The following is a 17754-nucleotide window of genomic DNA, read 5'->3' as shown; positions in this document are numbered from 1 at the left end:
GCGCATCGGCACCCCGTCGGTCATCCGGTCGCCTTGATCATCGAACCGACGCCATGCGAAAAGGTCAAGGTTCCGTTTCGGCCGGTGGTGCCGACGGGAGGGGTTCGGCCGCCGGGACCATGCGGACGCGGCGTTCGATGACCGCCAAGCCGATCTTCCCGTGCTTCAGCGCCAGCGCGTCGTTGCCAAACAACTCGCGCCGCCAGCCCTGCATCGCCGGAATTACGGCTTGGTCGTCAGCCGCAAGCGCTTCCAGATCGGCCGAGGATGCCACCAGCTTTGCCGCGACGTTGTTCTCGTCGCACTTCATCTTCAACAGGACGCGCAGCAGCTCGACGATCGGCTGCAGGCCGGGCGGCGGTTCGTCGCGCGGCTCGACGCGGGGCAGGGCGCTGTCGGGCAGGTCCAGCCCGGCCTGCACCGCGGCCAGGACATCCGCGCCCTGCCGTCCCTCGGCAAAGCCGCGGCCCATGCCGCGGGTGCGGGCGAGGTCGTCGACGCTGGTGGGGGCGTGGGCGGCGATCTCCAGCAGCGCCTCGTCCCGCAGCACGCGGGAGCGCGGCAGGTCGCGGCGTTGCGCCTCGCGCTCGCGCCACGCCGCCAGCTCCTTGAGGATGACCATGAAGCGCGGCTTGTTGGTGCGCACCTTCAACCGCAGCCACGAGCTGTCCGGATCGACCTGATAGGTGCGCGGGTCGGTCAGGATCGCCATCTCCTCCTCCAGCCAGTGCGACCGGCCGGTGCGGGCGAGGCGGCGCTTCAGCTTCTCATAGGCCGGGCGCAGGTGGATGACGTCGGACAGCGCGTAGGTCAGTTGCCGCTCGGTCAGCGGCCGGTGCGACCAGTCGGTGAAGCGGCTCGACTTGTCGATGCGCGCGCCGGCCAGCTTGGTCACCAGCGTCTCGTAGCCGACGCTTTCACCGAAGCCGCAGACCATCGCCGCGACCTGGGTGTCGAACAGCGGGGTGGGGATCTGGCCGGACAGGTGCCAGAAGATCTCGACGTCCTGGCGGGCGGCGTGGAAGACCTTGAGGATCGATGGGTCGCTCATCACCGCGAACAGCGGTGCCAGGTCGATGCCCTCGGCCAGCGGGTCGATGGCGACCGCGCCGTCGGGCGCCCCGATCTGCACGAGGCAGAGCTGGGGCCAATAGGTCTTTTCCCGCAGGAACTCGGTGTCGACCGTGATGTAGTCCACCCCGGCCAGCGACTGGCAGAAGGCCTGGAGGGCGTCGTTTGTCGTGATGAGCGTCATGGTTGCTTCATACACGACCGTGCGGGCGCGTGAAAGTCCGCCGAAACGCGGAGCCGACGCGCGCGGCGGCGGGGGCTGCCGGGGTGGCCGGCACCGCGATGCGACCATCGGCGCCCCGGGGGCTGGCCGTTCCGCCGGATGGCGGCCGGATGGCAGCTTGACTTTCGGGCGCGTCCGGTGTGGTGTGTCGGACCGCTTTTTCCGCCGGAATCCGACCTTTTCAAGGTGTTTCGACCCATGCACCCCTACCGCACGCACACCTGCGGCCAGCTTCGTGAAGAGAATGCCGGTGAGACCGTCCGTCTGTCGGGCTGGATGAACCGCAAGCGCGACCATGGACAGCTGCTGTTCATCGACCTGCGCGACCATTACGGCCTGACGCAGTGCGTGGTCGATACGTCCAACCCGGCCTTCGAGGTCGCCAACCGGCTGAAGCTGGAATCGGTCATCACCGTCACCGGCAAGGTGGTGAAGCGCTCGGCCGAGACCATCAACGACAAGCTGCCGACCGGCCGGATCGAACTCCAGATCCAGGAGATGACGGTCGAGGGCGAGGCGGAGCAGGTTCCGCTGCAGGTCAACCAGGACACCGACGCCGGCGAAGACGTGCGCCTGCGCTACCGCTTCCTCGACCTGCGCCGCGAGCGCATCCACGAGAACATCCTGCTGCGCTCGCGCGTCATCGCGTCGGCGCGCCGCCGGATGATCGACCAGGGCTTCACCGAGTTCCAGACGCCGATCCTGACCGCCTCGTCGCCGGAAGGCGCGCGCGACTACCTGGTGCCCAGCCGCAACCATCCGGGCAAGTTCTACGCGCTGCCGCAGGCGCCGCAGCAGTTCAAGCAGCTGCTGATGGTCGCCGGCTTCGACCGTTACTTCCAGATCGCCCCCTGCTTCCGCGACGAGGACGCCCGCGCCGACCGCAGCCCGGGCGAGTTCTACCAGCTCGACTTCGAGATGTCCTTCGTCACCCAGGAGGACGTGTTCGCCGCGATCGAGCCGGTGCTGTTCGGCCTGTTCGACGAGTTCGGCGGCTTCCGCCGCGAATCGGTGCCGGTGATCGACAAGCCGCCGTTCCGCCGCATCAGCTTCGCCGAGTCGATGCTGAAGTACGGCAACGACAAGCCGGACCTGCGCAACCCGCTGGTCATCACCGACGTCACCGCGGTGTTCAAGCGCGACGACGTCGAGTTCCGCGCCTTCAAGCAGACGGTGGAGAAGGGCGGCGTCGTCCGCGCCATCCGCGCGCCGAAGGTGTCGGACCGCCCGCGCAGCTTCTTCGACAAGCTGAACGACTGGGCCCGCGGGCTCGGCGCCCCCGGCCTCGGCTACATCATCATGGAGGCCGGCGGCGGCAAGGGCCCGATCGCCAAGTTCGTGCCGGAGGCCGCCCAGGCGGCGCTGCGCGAGTTGGTGGGTCTCGAGGACGGCGACGCGGTCTTCTTCGTCTGCGACCAGCCCGGCCCGGCGGCCAAGCTGGCCGGTCTCGCCCGCACCCGCATCGGCGAGGAGCTGGACCTGATCGAGAAGAACGCCTTCCGCTTCTGCTGGATCGTCGACTTCCCGATGTACGAGCTGGACGAGGAGACCAACAAGGTCATCTTCAGCCACAACCCCTTCTCCATGCCGCAGGGCGGCCTGAAGGCGCTGGAGGAGATGAACCCGCTCGACATCAAGGCCTACCAGTACGACATCGTCTGCAACGGTGTGGAGCTGTCGTCCGGCGCCATCCGCAACCATCTGCCGGAGGTGATGTACAAGGCCTTCGCGCTCGCCGGCTACCCGCCGGAAGAGCTGGAAGCCCGATTTGGCGGCATGCTGAGTGCCTTCAAGCTGGGCGCCCCGCCGCACGGCGGCTCGGCCCCCGGCATCGACCGCATCGTCATGCTGCTGGCCGACGAGCCGAACATCCGCGAGGTCATCGCCTTCCCGCTGAACCAGCGGGCCGAAGACCTCCTGATGCAGGCCCCCGCCTCGGTCGATACCGCCCGCCTGCGCGAGTTGCACCTGAAGCTCGACCTGCCGAAGCCGAAGGTCGCCGCGCCGCAGGCGTAACGGGTCGTCGCCGGCCATTTGTGCTTTGGGAAAAAGGCCATGCGGGGCGCGCCCTGCGTGGCCTTTTTCCTTGTCAACCCAGGTGCGCGGGGCTATGTAAGCGCCGTCGTCAAAACCTCACGCGGGCTGGCGGACCCTCGGCTTTACCCCGATGGCCCGATCCGGTGTCGTCAGCCATGGTTCTCATGCGCTGTCGACAATGCCCGCGGCGGAGCAACCGGAAAAAGGGATTTTTTCCACATGACCATGCCCACCTTCACCATGCGCCAGCTGCTCGAGGCCGGTGTCCACTTCGGTCACCACACCCGCCGCTGGAACCCGAAGATGAACCAGTACATCTTCGGCGTGCGCAACGGCGTGCACATCATCGATCTGGAACAGACCGTCCCGATGCTGCACCGCGCCCTCCAGGCCGTGCGTGACGTCGTCGCCGGCGGTGGCCGCGTCCTGTTCGTCGGCACCAAGCGCCAGGCCCAGGAGCGCATCGCCGAGGCCGCCGCCAAGTGCGGCCAGTACTACGTCAACCACCGCTGGCTCGGCGGCATGCTGACCAACTGGAAGACGATCTCCCAGTCGATCAAGCGCCTGCGCGAGATGGAAGAGCGCCTGGGCGCCGACACCTCGGGCCTGACCAAGCGCGAAGTCCTGGAGCTGACGCGCGAGCGCGACAAGCTGGAGCGCGCGCTGGGCGGCATCAAGGAGATGGGCGGCCTGCCGGACGTCATCTTCATCATCGACACCAACAAGGAGTCGATCGCGGTCAAGGAAGCCAACAAGCTGGGCATCCCGGTCATCGCGGTCCTCGACAGCAACTCCGATCCGGACGGCGTGGCCTTCCCGATCCCGGGCAACGACGACGCCCTGCGCGCCATCGAGATGTACTGCGACCTGACGGTCGGCGCCGTGCTTGACGGCCTGCAGGCCGAGATGAGCGCCGCCGGCATCGACGTCGGTTCCGCCGAGGACGCTCCGGCCGAGCAGCTGCCGGAAGAAGAGGTCGCTGCCGAGCCCGCCGCTCAGGCCTGACCCTGACGGTTGAAGGGCAGCCGGGCCTTATGACCTATGGCCCGGCTGCCTTTTTTATGGGTTGCCACCCGTTTTGACTTTGTGACTCAATCCGATCCGCCTGCCGGATCGCTTGGAAAGAAGAGGGCGCAACATGGCCGAGATTACCGCCTCGCTCGTCAAGGAACTGCGCGAGAAGACCGGCGCGGGCATGATGGACTGCAAGAAGGCGCTGAACGAGACGCAGGGCGACCTTGAGGGCGCCGTCGACTGGCTGCGCAAGAAGGGCCTTGCCGCCGCCGCCAAGAAGTCGGGCCGCGTCGCCGCCGAAGGCCTGGTCGCCGTCGCCACCGCCGGCACCAAGGGTGCCGTCGTCGAGGTGAACGCCGAGACCGACTTCGTCGCCCGCAACGACAAGTTCCAGGCTTTCGCCGCCACCTGCGCCGAACTGGCCCTGACCAGCGCCGGCGACGTGGAGGCCCTGAAGGCCGCCGCCTATCCGGGCACCGCGCACACCGCGCAGGACGAGCTGACCAGCCTGATCGCCACCGTCGGCGAGAACATGAACCTGCGCCGCGCCGTCACCCTGTCGGTCTCGGCCGGCGTGGTGGTCAGCTACGTCCACTCGGCCATCGCGCCGGGCCTGGGCAAGATCGGCGTGCTGGTCGCGCTGGAGTCGACCGGCGACACCGCCAAGCTGGCCGATCTGGGCAAGCAGGTCGCCATGCACATCGCCGCCGCCCGTCCGGACGCCCTGGACATCGCCGACGTCGACAGCTCGTCGCTGGAGCGTGAGCGCAGCGTGCTGGCCGAACAGGCCCGCGCCTCGGGCAAGCCGGAAGCCATCATCGAGAAGATGGTCGAAGGCCGCGTCCGCAAGTTCTACGAGGAAGTCTGCCTGCTCGAGCAGACCTACGTGATCGACGGCGAGACCAAGGTCCGCAAGGTGGTCGAGAACGCCGCCAAGGACATCGGCGCCCCGGTCAAGGTCACGGCCTTCGCCCGCTTCGCCCTGGGCGAGGGCATCGAGAAGGCCCAGTCCGACTTCGCCGCCGAAGTCGCCGCCGCCGCCGGCGGCCAGGCCTGACGGTCCGCGCCGACCACCGCATTCCGAAACAGCAAGGGAGCGTTCCCCCCATGGCCGAGACCACCGGGACCACAGCACCGGTCGGGGAGACCCGCTACAAGCGGGTCCTTCTCAAGGTGTCGGGCGAGGCGCTGATGGGTCAGCGCGACTACGGCCTCGACCCCGAGATGGTCAACCGGATCGCCAACGAGGTGAAGACGGTGATCGGCCTCGGCGTCCAGGTCAGTCTGGTCATCGGCGGGGGGAACATCTTCCGGGGTGTGAAGGGTGCGGCGGGCGGCATGGAACGCGCGTCGGCCGACTACATCGGCATGCTCGCCACCGTGATGAACGCCCTGTCGATGCAGAGCGCTCTGGAGCGGATGGGCGTCATCACCCGCGTGCAGTCGGCCATCCCCATGTCGTCGGTGTGCGAGCCCTACATCCGGCGCCGCGCCGTCCGTCACATGGAAAAGGGCCGGGTGGTGATCTTCGCCGCCGGCACCGGCAACCCCTTCTTCACCACCGACACCGCCGCGGCGCTGCGCGCCTCGGAAATGGGGTGTGACGGTCTGCTGAAGGGGACGCAGGTCGACGGCGTCTACACCGCCGATCCGAAGAAGGATCCGACGGCCACCCACTACGACCGTCTCAGCTACATGGACGTCCTGACCAAGGACCTTCAGGTGATGGACGCGTCGGCGATCGCGCTTGCGCGCGAGAACCACATTCCCATCCTGGTCTTCTCGATCCACACGCCCGGCGCCTTCGCCGAAGTGATGCAGGGCCGTGGCAAGCACACCATCATAACGGAAGAAAGGGAGTAGGCCCGTGGCTGCGCCCGACCTATCGGATCTGAAGCGCCGCATGGAAGGCGCGCTCGAATCGTTTCGCAAGGAACTGACCGGCCTGCGCACCGGCCGCGCCTCGTCCAGCCTGCTGGAGCCGGTGACCGTCGAGGCCTACGGCAACCGCATGCACCTGAAGGAGGTCGCGACGGTGTCCGTTCCGGAGCCGCGCCTGATCACCGTGCAGGTGTGGGACCGCGGCATGTCCAAGGCGGTCGAAAAGGCCATTCGTGACAGCGGCTTGGGCCTCAATCCTCAGACCGAGGGTCAGGTCATCCGCGTGCCGCTGCCGGACCTGACGCAGGAGCGCCGCGCCGAGCTGGCGAAGGTCGCCCACAAGTACGCCGAGCAGGCCCGCATCGCCGTCCGCAACATCCGTCGTGACGGCATGGACGGGCTGAAGCGCGCCGAGAAGGCCAGCGAGATCACCCAGGACGAGCTCAAGGGCCTGTCGGACAAGGTGCAGACCCTGACCGACCAGCACATCAAGCTGGTTGACGACGCGCTTGCGCAAAAAGAAAAGGACATCATGCAGGTCTGATCCGGAATGCGCGACGCGGACGACAACCGGTCCAACACGGCCCCTGCGCACGTCGCCATCATCATGGATGGCAACGGGCGGTGGGCCAAGGCGCGTGGCCTGCCGCGCACCGCCGGACACAAGAAGGGCGTGGACGCCGTCCGCAGCACCGTGGAAGCGGCGCGCGAGCTTGGCATCGGCACTCTGACGATCTTCAGCTTCTCGTCGGAAAACTGGCGCCGGCCGGAGGAAGAGGTCAGCGACCTGATGGGTCTGCTGCGCTTTTACCTGCGCAGCGAGGTGGCCGAACTGCACAAGGCCGGCGTCCGCCTGCGGGTGATCGGCGACCGCAACCGGCTGTCCGACGACATCAACCGCCTGATCGCCAACGCCGAGGGTCTGACCGCCGGCAACCGGGTGATGACGCTGGTGGTGGCGCTCAGCTACGGTTCCCGGCAGGAGATCGTGCACGCCGCCCGGCGGCTGGCCGAGGAGGTGGCGGCCGGCCGGCTGTCGCCCGACGCCATCGACGAGGCGGCGCTGTCGGGGCGGCTCTACACCGCCGACATCCCCGATCCCGACCTGATCATCCGCACCAGCGGCGAGAAGCGGATCAGCAACTTCCTGCTGTGGCAGGCGGCCTACGCCGAGCTGGTCTTCGTGGACACCCTCTGGCCCGATTTCACCAAGCGCGACCTGGAGGCGGCGATTGAAGAGTTCCACCGACGGGAACGCCGCTTCGGCGCCACCACAGCCGGCAGCCGCTGAGGCGACGCCGCCGGGCGACCCGGCGGCAACCGCGTCCAAGGCGCCGTCGAAGGCCGGCGACCTCAAGGTCCGCGTGCTGTCCGCCCTGGTCATGGCGCCCATCGTGTTGGGCGCCGTCTGGGCCGGCGGCTGGGTCTTCCACGCCCTGATCGCCTTCGGCGCCGTGGTCGCCGTGTCGGAGTGGGGCAACCTCGTTCCCAGCGCGCGCCGGCTGCCGGCGCGGCTGATGTCGACCTTCGGCATCCTTCTTGCTTTGATGGCGCAGATCGCCGCCGGCCCCGCCGCGGCGATCGGGCTTGCCATCGCCTTTTCCGTCATCACCGCGATCGCCGGCGGCGGCAACGACCGCGGTCTGCTGGGCTTCGGCGTTGTCTATGTCGCGGCCGGCATCGTCGGCCTGATGTGGCTGCGCGACCTGCCCACTATCGGATTGGCGCTGTTCCTGTTCGCCATGCTGGCGGTCTGGGCGACCGACATTGGCGCCTACGCCGCCGGCCGCAGCATCGGCGGGCCGAAGCTGGCGCCGCGCATCAGCCCGAAAAAGACCTGGGCCGGCCTGATCGGCGGCATGCTGTCGGCGGCGCTGGTCGGCTGGTTGGTGGCGCTGGTCTCCGGTGCGGCCCGCCCGGACATCGCCCTGCCGGTCGGCGCCGCGATCGCGGTGGTGGGGCAGATCGGCGACCTCTTCGAATCGGCGGTCAAACGGCGCTACAACGTGAAGGACAGCGGCCAGCTCATCCCTGGGCATGGCGGCATTCTCGACCGCATCGACGGGCTTCTGGTCGCGGCTCCGGTGCTGGCCTTGTTCCACGCGACCCTCGGAACGGTTCTCTCATGGTGGTAAAGGCGGGAGTGGGGTCGGACACGCCGCGCAGCGTGACGATCCTCGGGTCGACCGGCTCGGTCGGGACCCAGACGGTGGACCTCGTCGCCCGCGATCCGGAGCGTTTCCCGGTTGAGGCGCTGACCGCCAACCGCAACGCCGTCCTGCTGGCCGACCAGGCCCGGCGGCTCAACGCCCGTCTGGCGGTGGTGGCCGATCCGACCGCCTATGCGGAGTTGAAGGACCGGCTGTCCGGCACCGGCATCGAGGTCGCCGCCGGGGCGGAGGCCGTCGCCGCGGCGGCGGAGCGGCCGGCCGACTGGGTGATGGCCGCCATCGTCGGTGCCGCCGGGCTTGAGCCGACGCTGGCCGCGGTGCGCCGCGGCGCCATCGTCGCCTTCGCCAACAAGGAGGTGCTGGTCTGCGCCGGCGCCTTGATGATGGAGGAGGTCCGCGCCCATGGCGCGACGCTGCTGCCGGTGGACAGCGAACATTCGGCGATCTATCAGGTCTTTGATTTCGACCGGATCGACAGCGTGGCGCGTCTGATCCTGACCGCGTCGGGCGGCCCGTTCCGCACCCGCGACCGCGCCTTCATGGCGACGGCGACGCGCGAGCAGGCGGTGGCGCATCCGACCTGGGACATGGGCGCCAAGATTTCCGTCGACAGCGCCACGATGATGAACAAGGGGCTGGAGCTGATCGAGGCTCATTTCCTGTTCGCCATCCCGGAGGACCGGATCGACGTGCTGGTCCACCCGCAGTCGGTCATCCATTCGCTGGTCGAGTATGTCGACGGTTCGGTGCTGGCGCAGCTCGGCACGCCCGACATGCGCACGCCGATCGCCTACGCGCTGGGCTGGCCGGCCCGCATCGCCACCCCGACGGAGCGGCTGGACCTGACCAAGGCCGCCACCCTGACCTTCGAGGCGCCGGATCCCGTCCGCTTTCCCGCCCTGCGGCTGGCCCGCGCCGCCTTGCAAAGCGGGGGTGGCGCCCCTACTATTCTGAGTGCCGCCAACGAGGTGGCCGTTCAGGCGTTTCTCGACCGCCGGATCGGCTTCCTCGACATCGAACGCATCGTCGAGGAGACGTTGACGGCATTGCCCCACCGCCCGCTGCGCGATCTCGCCGCCGTGCGGGAGGCCGACGCGGAGGCCCGGCGCGACGCCGCCGGGCGCGTCCTGGCCGGCGGTGCGACGGCGGTTGGCAGCCGATGATCCGCGTTCGAGGCGCTGGAAGGCGCAAAGGGTAGTATGGACGTTATCGGCGGTTTCTGGACCTCGGTGCTGGCCTTCTTGCTGGTCCTCACCGTGCTCGTCTTCGTGCACGAGCTTGGCCATTACCTGGTGGCCCGGCGCAACGGCGTGCGGATCGAAACCTTCTCCATCGGCTTCGGGCCGGAGCTGTTCGGTTTCACCGACCGCGTCGGCACCCGTTGGAAGCTCAGCGCCCTTCCGCTCGGCGGCTACGTCAAGATGTTCGGCGACGCCGACCCGGCCAGCACGCCCGGCGCGCACCTGACCGGCATGACCGCCGACGAGCGGGCCGTCTCCTTCCATCACAAGCGGCTGGGGCAGCGCGCGGCCATCGTCGCCGCCGGGCCGATCGCCAATTTCGTCTTTTCCATCGTCGTCCTGTCGCTGCTGTTCGCCACCGCCGGCCAGTCCTTCACGCCCGCCGACGTCGGCGGCGTGCAGCCGGGCAGCGCGGCGGAGCGCGCGGGGATCAGGCCGGGCGACCTGATCGTCACCGTCGACGGCACCGCCGTGCAGCGCTTCGAGGAGATCCGGCAGATCGTCTCGATCCGTCCGGGCGAGCCGCTGGCGATCGAGCTGAAGCGCGACGACCGCCTGATGACGGTCACCGCGACGCCGGAGTCGCAGACCATCACCGACCGACTCGGCAACGCGCACCAGGTCGGGCTGCTCGGCATCAGCCGCGGCAGCGTCGGAATGAAGCGTCACGACCCGCTGACCGCGGTCTGGCAGGCGGGACGTGAAGTCGCAGGCATGGTCACCGGCACCTTCACCGCGCTGGGCCAGATGGTCCAGGGATCGCGCGGGACGGAGGAGCTGGGCGGGCCGTTGCGCATCGCCCAGATGTCGGGCGAGGTGGCGCAATCCGGCTGGTATCCGCTGGTCTGGTTCATGACCTTCCTGTCAGTGAACCTGGGCCTGATCAACCTGTTTCCGGTGCCGATGCTGGACGGCGGGCACCTGCTGTTCTACGGCATCGAAAAGCTGCTCGGTCGGCCGCTTGGAGCGCGAGCGCAAGAATACGGTTTCCGAATTGGATTGGCCTTGGTATTAACGCTCATGGTCTTCGCCACGTGGAACGACCTTGTTCAATTGCGCGTGGTCGATTTCTTCCGGGGACTGGTGTCCTAAGCCAGCCCCTTGCCAGGGAGCGTGATTTGCCGGTGTCGAGCAAAGTTCTGGTGGCGGGCCTGCTGGCCGGCTGCGCCATGACGACGGTGTCTGTCGCCCACGCCCAATCCACGCCGCCCGGGAAGGCGCCGATGGCCGCTGCCAGCTCCGGCATCGCCCAGGTGTTCAACGGCGGCACGGTGCGGGACATCCGGGTCGAGGGCACCCAGCGAATCGAACCCTCCACGGTCCGCTCCTACCTCACGATCCAGCCCGGCGACCCGTTCGAAACCGACCGGGTCGACCAGTCGCTGAAGGCGCTGTTCAACACCGGGCTGTTCGCCGACGTGGTGCTGAAGCGCGAGGGCGACACGCTGGTGGTGACGGTGGCGGAGAACCCGATCATCAACCGCATCGCGTTCGAAGGGAACCGGCGCATCGACAAGGAGAATCTGGAAAAGGAAATCCAGCTTCGTCCCCGCGTCGTCTACACCCGGACCCGCGTCCAGAGCGATGTGCAGCGCATCCAGGACATCTACCGCCGCCAGGGCCGATTCGCGGCGACGGTGGAGCCCAAGATCATCCAGCTCGACCAGAACCGCGTCGATCTGGTGTTCGAGATCAACGAGGGTGTGCGCACCGGCGTGCGTGGCATCACCTTCATCGGCAACGAGCATTTTTCCGACGGCACGCTGCGCGAGTCGATCCAGACCAAGGAATCGGCGTGGTGGCGCTTCCTGACGTCGGACGACAACTACGACCCCGACCGCCTGAATTTCGACCGCGACCTGCTGCGCCGCTTCTACCTGAAGGAGGGCTACGCCGATTTCCGCGTCGTGTCCGCCGTGGCGGAGCTGACGCCGGACCGCGAGGACTTCTTCATCACCTTCACCATCGAGGAAGGCGAGCGCTACAAGTTCGGCAAGGTCGACATCAAGACCTCGCTGAAGCAGCTCGACCCCGCGGTGCTGCAGAACAGCGTCACCACCAGCGAGGGCGACTGGTACAACGCGCAGGAGGTGGAGAACACCATCACCAAGCTGACGACCGCCGTCGGCGACCTGCAATACGCCTTCGTCGACGTCCGGCCGCGCATCACGCGCAACCGTGAAAACCACTCGATCGACATCACCTACGAGATCAACGAGGGGCCGCGCACCTTCGTCGACCGCATCGACATCACCGGCAACGTCCGCACGCTGGACAAGGTGATCCGTCGCGAGATGCTGCTGTCGGAAGGCGACCCCTTCAACGCGTCGAAGCTGAAGCGCTCCGAACAGCGCATCAAGGATCTTGGCTTCTTCGAGCGCGTGAACATCACGACCGCGGAGAGCGCCGCCCCCGACCGCACCGTCGTGAACGTCGACGTGGCCGAGCAGTCGACCGGTGAAATCTCGATCGGTGCCGGTTTCTCGACCTCCGACGGCCCGTTGGGCGACTTCTCGATCCGCGAGCGCAACCTGCTCGGCCGCGGCCAGGATCTGCGCCTGGGTGCGACCCTGTCCGGTCGGCGCCAGCTGTACGACCTCTCCTTCACGGAACCGTACTTCATGGACCGCGACCTGTCGGCGGGCGTGGACGTGTTCCGGACGCGCTACAACTACCAGGACGAAAGCTCGTTCAACGAGAAGAACACCGGCTTCGCGCTGCGCCTGGGCTTCCCGTTGACCGAACGCCTGCGCCAGCGCGTCTATTACCAGCTGCAGGACACGCTGATCGAGGAAGTGCCGACCACCGCGTCGAAGTACATCCAGGAGCAGCGCGGTGAGCGCCTGACCTCGCTGATCGGCCAGGAGCTGACCTACGACGCCCGCAACAGCAAGCTGACGCCGACCGAAGGCTATTTCATCCGCCTGACTAACGACATCGCCGGTCTGGGCGGCTCGGTCCGCTTCCTGCGCAACAAGCTGGCCGGTGGCTACTACCTGCCGCTGGGCGCCGACAGCTGGGTGCTGAGCACCACGGGCGAGGTCGGCTACATCTTCGGCCTCGGCCAGAAGGTCGCGCTCGGCGACCGCTTCTTCATCGGCGGCGACACGCTGCGCGGCTTCAACACCGCCGGCATCGGCCCGCGCGACACCTCGACCGGCGACGCGCTGGGCGGTACGCGCTACGCCCGTGCGTCGGTCGAGATGAGCTTCCCCTTCGGCCTGCCGGAGGAGTTCGGTCTGCTCGGTCATGCCTTCACCGACGTCGGCACCCTCGGCAAGGCCGACATCAACGACCCGAACGTGAAGGACGACGAGTCCATCCGTGTGTCGGTCGGCACCGGTGTGTCGTGGAAGTCCCCGTTCGGCCCGATCCGGCTGGACGTTGCGCTGCCGCTGCGCAAGGAAAGCTACGACAAGAAAGAACTCATCCGCTTCAGCTTTGGAACCAGGTTCTAAGATGCAACCCATCAAGTCCAAGGCGTCGCTCCGCGTCGCCGCCCTGTCGGTCGCCATGACCGCCGGTCTTCTCTTCGCCGCGACGTCGGTCCAGGCGCAGACCGCGCCCAAGGCCGAGGCTCCGAAGGCCGACGCCCCCAAGGCGGCCGACGCGGTGCACACCGATCTGAAGGCTCCGGTCATCGCGGTGATCGACGTCCAGAAGATCATGCAGGAATCCAGCGCGTCGAAGGGCATCACCAAGTCCTTTGAAGCGTTGCGCGATTCCTATCAGAAGGAAATCTCGTCGCTTGAGGACAAGCTGCGCAAGAACGAGGACGAGCTGCGCAAGCAGCAGACCGTTCTGGCGCCGGAGGCCCTTGCCGCCAAGCGCCGCGACTTCGAAAAGCAGGTCGCCGACGTCCAGAAGACCGTCCAGAACCGCAAGCGCGTTCTGGAAACGGCGCTGAACGAGGCGATGGCCGTCGTCCACAAGACGATGGTCGAGGTGGTTGCCGACATCTCGCGCGAACGCGGGGCCAACCTGGTGCTGGCGCGCCAGCAGTTCGTCCTGGTCGACACCCAGCTCGACGTCACCGACACGGTGATGGAGCGGGTGAACAAGAAGTTGCCCCAGGTTGCGCTGAACGTTCCGAAGCAGTAATCCCGACTTGGGGCAGGGCCGTCGCCATCCCGCGCGGGATGGCGGCGGCTTTGTCCGTTCGGGGTTGCGGCGGTTGCGGTCGCCGCGGAAATGGGGCAAGAAGGCGGTGTAAATCAACAGGCGCCGGGCCCCATCGGGGCATCGGTGCCCGTTCCCGATTCAACGGGAACGCTGAACCCTCTCGGTTTGTGTTTGGAAAGGCGGGCGGCCGGACTATGGACGTGACGGCGGACAACAACGCGCAAGGCAAGAAGATCGACGACATCGATGTCATGCGGATCATGCAGATGATCCCGCATCGCTACCCGATGCTGATGATCGACCGGGTCATCGACGTGACGCTGGGCGACAGCGCCACCGGCGTCAAGAACGTGACGAGCAACGAACCCTTCTTCCAGGGCCATTTCCCGTCGCGCCCGGTGATGCCCGGCGTCCTCATCATCGAGGCGATGGCCCAGACCTCGGCCGTGCTGGTGGTCGCCACCCTGGGGGCGGAGGCCGAAGGCAAGCTGGTCTATTTCATGACGGTCGACGAGGGCCGTTTCCGCCGCCCGGTCACCCCCGGCGACACCATCCACATCCACGTCACCAAGCAGCGCCAGCGCGCCAACGTGTGGAAGTTCAAGGGCGAGGCCAAGGTCAACGGCGTCCTCGTCGCCGAAGCCGTCTATTCCGCCATGATTCTGGACGAAAAATGACCGTCACGATCCATCCGTCCGCCATCGTCGATCCCGCCGCCAAGCTGGGTGAGGGGGTCGCCATCGGTCCCTTCTGCGTCGTCGGGCCCGACGTCACGCTGGGCGACGGCGTTCGGCTGGTGTCGCATGTGGCGGTCGACGGGCGCACCAGCATCGGCGCCGAAACCGTCATCTACCCCTTCGCGTCGATCGGCCATCGCCCGCAGGACCTGAAGTTCCACGGCGAGCCGTCGGAACTGGTCATCGGTGCCCGCAACCAGATCCGCGAGCATGTGACGATGAACCCCGGCACCGAGGGCGGCGGCATGATCACCCGCGTCGGTGACGACGGGCTGTTCATGATGGGCTCGCACGTCGCGCACGACTGCGTCGTTGGCAACCACATCATCATGGCGAACAACGCGACGCTGGGCGGCCACGTCACCCTGGGCGACTACGTCATCATCGGCGGGCTGTCGGCGGTGCGCCAGTTCGTGCGCATCGGCTCCCACGCCATGATCGGCGGCATGTCGGGCGTCGAGAACGACGTCATCCCCTTCGGTCTGGTGATGGGCGACCGCGCGCGTCTGGCCGGGCTCAATCTGGTCGGGCTGGAGCGCCGCGGTTTCAAGAAGGACGACATCCACGCCCTGCGTGCCGCCTACCGCATGTTGTTCGGTCCGGAAGGCACCTTTGCCGAGCGGGTCGAGGAGGTCGGTCGCGATTTTGGCGACCGGGCGCTGATCTCCGACGTGCTTGGCTTCATCCGCGCCAAGGAAGCCCGCTCCCTCTGCCAGCCGCGCGAAGGCTGAGGCGGCCGGCCGATGGCCGATTCCCCAGAGGCGGCAAGCCGGACAGCGGCCGGCCCAAAGCTGGCGATCATGGCGGGCGGCGGCACGCTGCCCGCCCGCATCGCCGCCGCGGTGCGCGGGCAGGGGCGCGAGGTGTTCGTCGTCGCCTTCGACGGCCACACCGACCCGGAGACGGTGGCCGGGCTGCCGCATGTGTGGAGCCGTTTCGGCGCCGCCGGCACCATCCTGCGCCGCCTGCACGATGAGGGCGTGACCGAGGTCGTGCTGGCCGGCCCGGTCCGACGCCCATCCTTCACCGAACTGATGCCGGACTGGCGCACCACGCGCTTTCTCGCCCGCGTCGGCACCCGCGCGCTGGGGGACGACGGCCTGCTGCGCGCCGTGGTCCGCGAGGTTGAGGAGGACGGTTTCCGCGTCGTCGGCCTGCACGAGTTGCTCAAGGATCTGCTGACGCTGCCCGGCCCGGTCGGCCGGTTGACCCCGGACGCCGAGGCGGAACGCGACATCACCCGCGCGGTGGAGGTCGCCCGTGCGGCGGGGGCGCTCGACGTCGGCCAGGGTGCTGTGGTCCAGCAGGGCATCGTCCTGGCGGTCGAGGCGGTGGAGGGCACCGACGCCATGCTCGCCCGCTGCGCCGCTCTGGCGCGGCCTGGACCCGGCGGCGTGCTGGTCAAGGTGAAGAAGCCGAAGCAGGACCGCCGAATCGACCTGCCGACCATGGGCGTCACCACGGTGGAGAACGCCGCCGCCGCCGGTCTGCGCGGCATCGCGGTGGAGGCCGGCGGCAGCCTGCTGGTCGACCGCGAGGCGGTGGCCGCGACGGCCGACCGGCTCGGCCTGTTCGTGGTCGGCATCGAGATCCCGTCATGACGCACTCGGACCCGGCCGGCGACGGCCCGACCCTGTTCCTGATCGCCGGGGAGCCGTCGGGCGATGCGCTTGGCGCCCGGCTGATGGCGGCGGCGCGGCGGCTGACCGGCGGCCGGGTGCGTTTCGTCGGGATCGGCGGCGAGAAGATGATCGCGGAAGGGCTGGTCAGCCTGTTCCCGATGGGCGAACTGACGCTGTTCGGCATCTTCGAGCTGCTGCCGCACCTGCCAAACCTGATCCGCCGGATCGACCAGACGGTGGCCGAGATCCGGCGCCTGCGCCCGGATGCGGTGATCGGCATCGACTCGCCCGGCTTCACCGTCCGGGTGGCGACCAAGGTCCGCGCCGCCGACCCCGGCATTCCGCTGATCCATTATGTGGCGCCGACCGTCTGGGCCTGGAAGCCGAAGCGGGCGGCGAAATACGCCGCGATCTACGACCATCTGCTGGCGATCCTGCCCTTCGAGCCGCCCTATTTCGAACGTGAAGGGCTGGCCTGCACCTTCGTCGGCCATTCGGTGGTCGAGGGTGGGGCGGGCAAGGGCGACGGCGCGGCCTTCCGCGCGCGGCACGGGCTCGCCCCTGCCGACCGCATCGTCGCGGTGCTGCCCGGCAGCCGCAAGGGCGAGGTGTCGCGGCTGCTGCCGGACTTCCGCGCGACTCTGGAGCGGTTGCGGCCCGGCCACCCGACCCTGGTGGCGGTGGTGCCGACGGTGGCGACGGTGCGCGACCGCGTGGCCGCGTCCATCGCCGACTGGCCGGTGCGCACGCTGCTGGTCGAGGGCGATGCGGAGAAATACGACGCTTTCGCCGCGGCCGAGGTGGCGCTCGCCGCATCGGGGACCGTGGCGCTGGAACTGGCGCTCGCCCGTCTGCCGACGGTGATCGCCTACCGGCTGAACCCGGTGACCGTCGCACTGTACCGCCGGCTGATCCGGGTGAAGTACGTCAACCTCGTCAATCTGATGCTCGATCGGATGCTGGTGCCGGAACTGCTGCAACAGGATTGCCGGCCCGATAGACTGGCGGCCGAACTCGGGCGCCTGCTGGACGACCCGACGGCGCGGCGGGAGCAGATCGACGGCGTTGCGGAGGTCGCGCGCTGGCTGGGGCAGGGCGACACGCCACCCAGCGAACGCGCGGCCCGTGCCATCCTCGCCGTCATCGCGGACAACCGCGCCAAACACCCAAATGCGGGAGAACTGAGACCATGAGCGAATTCCGCCTGCTGCACACCATGCTGCGCGTGCTGGACCTGGACAAATCCATCGACTTCTACACCCGGCTGCTCGGCATGAAGCTGCTGCGCCGCAACGACTACGAGGGCGGGCGCTTCACGCTGGCCTTCGTCGGCTACGGCGACGAATCCGACACCGCGGTTCTGGAACTGACCCACAACTGGGATCAGAAGGAGCCGTACGAGATCGGCACCGGTTATGGCCACATCGCGCTGGGCGTGCCGGACATTTACGCGACCTGCGAGAAGCTGGCCGCCGAGGGCGTCAAGATCCCGCGCGCGCCCGGCCCGATGAAGCATGGCAGCACCGTCATCGCCTTCATCGAGGATCCGGACGGCTACAAGGTCGAACTGATCGAGCGGAAGTAGACATCCACCGGCGGGACCGGTGACGAGAAAGGCGCGGCCGGCGACGGTCC

Annotated in this window: 17 protein-coding genes; 16 read left to right on the top strand and 1 reads right to left on the bottom strand. The window is 68.1% G+C overall.

Going from position 1 to position 17754, the window contains the following annotated elements; all coding sequences use genetic code 11:
- Positions 1 to 64: 64 nt before the first annotated feature.
- Entirely contained in the window at positions 65 to 1255 is a 1191-nt protein-coding gene (rnd, locus tag TSO352_RS17835) for a ribonuclease D (RefSeq protein WP_109108659.1), read from the bottom strand.
- A 237-nt stretch (positions 1256 to 1492) separates the two neighbouring features.
- Between rnd and aspS the strand changes: the two genes are divergently transcribed.
- The 16 genes from aspS to gloA all read left to right on the top strand — a co-directional run bounded on the left by aspS (position 1493) and on the right by gloA (position 17704).
- Positions 1493 to 3310 (top strand): aspartate--tRNA ligase, encoded by a 1818-nt coding sequence (gene aspS / locus TSO352_RS17830; RefSeq protein ID WP_109108658.1) that lies wholly within the window; start codon positions 1493 to 1495, stop codon positions 3308 to 3310.
- A 240-nt stretch (positions 3311 to 3550) separates the two neighbouring features.
- Complete coding sequence (rpsB, locus tag TSO352_RS17825) at positions 3551 to 4336, top strand: 30S ribosomal protein S2 (RefSeq protein WP_109108657.1); 786 nt, start codon at positions 3551 to 3553, stop codon at positions 4334 to 4336.
- 133 nt (positions 4337 to 4469) lie between these two features.
- Positions 4470 to 5402 (top strand): translation elongation factor Ts, encoded by a 933-nt coding sequence (gene tsf, locus TSO352_RS17820; protein WP_109108656.1) that lies wholly within the window; start codon positions 4470 to 4472, stop codon positions 5400 to 5402.
- 50 nt (positions 5403 to 5452) lie between these two features.
- The gene (pyrH, locus tag TSO352_RS17815; RefSeq protein WP_109108655.1) at positions 5453 to 6208 is read left to right on the top strand and encodes a UMP kinase; all 756 of its coding nucleotides are present in this window, start codon (positions 5453 to 5455) and stop codon (positions 6206 to 6208) included.
- 4 nt (positions 6209 to 6212) lie between these two features.
- Positions 6213 to 6770: a ribosome recycling factor gene (gene frr / locus TSO352_RS17810; protein WP_109108654.1), complete on the top strand. Its 558-nt coding sequence runs from the start codon at positions 6213 to 6215 to the stop codon at positions 6768 to 6770.
- 6 nt (positions 6771 to 6776) lie between these two features.
- Positions 6777 to 7517 (top strand): isoprenyl transferase, encoded by a 741-nt coding sequence (locus TSO352_RS17805; protein ID WP_109108653.1) that lies wholly within the window; start codon positions 6777 to 6779, stop codon positions 7515 to 7517.
- A complete protein-coding gene (locus tag TSO352_RS17800) occupies positions 7459 to 8361 on the top strand; it encodes a phosphatidate cytidylyltransferase (protein ID WP_109108652.1) in 903 nt (300 codons plus the stop codon). Before TSO352_RS17805 ends, TSO352_RS17800 begins: the two co-directional genes overlap by 59 nt.
- Entirely contained in the window at positions 8352 to 9560 is a 1209-nt protein-coding gene (locus tag TSO352_RS17795; protein ID WP_109108651.1) for a 1-deoxy-D-xylulose-5-phosphate reductoisomerase, read from the top strand. The genes TSO352_RS17800 and TSO352_RS17795 overlap by 10 nt, the downstream gene beginning before the upstream one ends.
- A gap of 36 nt (positions 9561 to 9596) precedes the next feature.
- Positions 9597 to 10730 (top strand): RIP metalloprotease RseP, encoded by a 1134-nt coding sequence (gene rseP, locus TSO352_RS17790; RefSeq protein ID WP_109108650.1) that lies wholly within the window; start codon positions 9597 to 9599, stop codon positions 10728 to 10730.
- A 26-nt stretch (positions 10731 to 10756) separates the two neighbouring features.
- Positions 10757 to 13096 carry an outer membrane protein assembly factor BamA gene (gene bamA / locus TSO352_RS17785; protein ID WP_109108649.1) on the top strand — a complete coding sequence of 780 codons (2340 nt, stop codon included), beginning with the start codon at positions 10757 to 10759 and terminating at the stop codon, positions 13094 to 13096.
- 1 nt (position 13097) lies between these two features.
- The gene (locus TSO352_RS17780) at positions 13098 to 13739 is read left to right on the top strand and encodes an OmpH family outer membrane protein (protein WP_109108648.1); all 642 of its coding nucleotides are present in this window, start codon (positions 13098 to 13100) and stop codon (positions 13737 to 13739) included.
- Positions 13740 to 13954: 215 nt separating this feature from the next.
- Positions 13955 to 14437, top strand: coding sequence for a 3-hydroxyacyl-ACP dehydratase FabZ (gene fabZ / locus TSO352_RS17775; RefSeq protein WP_109108647.1), 483 nt, complete (start codon positions 13955 to 13957; stop codon positions 14435 to 14437).
- Entirely contained in the window at positions 14434 to 15228 is a 795-nt protein-coding gene (gene lpxA, locus TSO352_RS17770) for an acyl-ACP--UDP-N-acetylglucosamine O-acyltransferase (protein WP_109108646.1), read from the top strand. Before fabZ ends, lpxA begins: the two co-directional genes overlap by 4 nt.
- Positions 15229 to 15240: 12 nt before the next feature.
- Complete coding sequence (gene lpxI / locus TSO352_RS17765) at positions 15241 to 16098, top strand: UDP-2,3-diacylglucosamine diphosphatase LpxI (RefSeq protein WP_109108645.1); 858 nt, start codon at positions 15241 to 15243, stop codon at positions 16096 to 16098.
- The gene (gene lpxB, locus TSO352_RS17760) at positions 16095 to 17312 is read left to right on the top strand and encodes a lipid-A-disaccharide synthase (RefSeq protein ID WP_109108644.1); all 1218 of its coding nucleotides are present in this window, start codon (positions 16095 to 16097) and stop codon (positions 17310 to 17312) included. Before lpxI ends, lpxB begins: the two co-directional genes overlap by 4 nt.
- Complete coding sequence (gloA, locus tag TSO352_RS17755; protein ID WP_109108643.1) at positions 17309 to 17704, top strand: lactoylglutathione lyase; 396 nt, start codon at positions 17309 to 17311, stop codon at positions 17702 to 17704. Before lpxB ends, gloA begins: the two co-directional genes overlap by 4 nt.
- Positions 17705 to 17754: the final 50 nt, after the last annotated feature.

The sequence above is a fragment of the Azospirillum sp. TSO35-2 genome, assembly GCF_003116095.1.
In the GTDB taxonomy this organism is placed as follows: Bacteria; Pseudomonadota; Alphaproteobacteria; order Azospirillales; family Azospirillaceae; genus Azospirillum.
Note: the sequence above shows the minus strand (reverse complement) of the source record. Positions and strands in the feature narration are given on the sequence as shown.

Bases quoted from the DNA above. Each gene is read 5' to 3' on its own strand.
- rnd (WP_109108659.1), bottom strand. From the start codon at position 1,255: ATGACGCTCATCACGACAAACGACGCCCTCCAGGCCTTCTGCCAGTCG.
- aspS (WP_109108658.1), top strand. From the start codon at position 1,493: ATGCACCCCTACCGCACGCACACCTGCGGCCAGCTTCGTGAAGAGAAT.
- rpsB (WP_109108657.1), top strand. From the start codon at position 3,551: ATGACCATGCCCACCTTCACCATGCGCCAGCTGCTCGAGGCCGGTGTC.
- tsf (WP_109108656.1), top strand. From the start codon at position 4,470: ATGGCCGAGATTACCGCCTCGCTCGTCAAGGAACTGCGCGAGAAGACC.
- pyrH (WP_109108655.1), top strand. From the start codon at position 5,453: ATGGCCGAGACCACCGGGACCACAGCACCGGTCGGGGAGACCCGCTAC.
- TSO352_RS17805 (WP_109108653.1), top strand. From the start codon at position 6,777: ATGCGCGACGCGGACGACAACCGGTCCAACACGGCCCCTGCGCACGTC.
- TSO352_RS17795 (WP_109108651.1), top strand. From the start codon at position 8,352: ATGGTGGTAAAGGCGGGAGTGGGGTCGGACACGCCGCGCAGCGTGACG.
- rseP (WP_109108650.1), top strand. From the start codon at position 9,597: ATGGACGTTATCGGCGGTTTCTGGACCTCGGTGCTGGCCTTCTTGCTG.
- TSO352_RS17780 (WP_109108648.1), top strand. From the start codon at position 13,098: ATGCAACCCATCAAGTCCAAGGCGTCGCTCCGCGTCGCCGCCCTGTCG.
- fabZ (WP_109108647.1), top strand. From the start codon at position 13,955: ATGGACGTGACGGCGGACAACAACGCGCAAGGCAAGAAGATCGACGAC.
- lpxA (WP_109108646.1), top strand. From the start codon at position 14,434: ATGACCGTCACGATCCATCCGTCCGCCATCGTCGATCCCGCCGCCAAG.
- lpxI (WP_109108645.1), top strand. From the start codon at position 15,241: ATGGCCGATTCCCCAGAGGCGGCAAGCCGGACAGCGGCCGGCCCAAAG.
- lpxB (WP_109108644.1), top strand. From the start codon at position 16,095: ATGACGCACTCGGACCCGGCCGGCGACGGCCCGACCCTGTTCCTGATC.
- gloA (WP_109108643.1), top strand. From the start codon at position 17,309: ATGAGCGAATTCCGCCTGCTGCACACCATGCTGCGCGTGCTGGACCTG.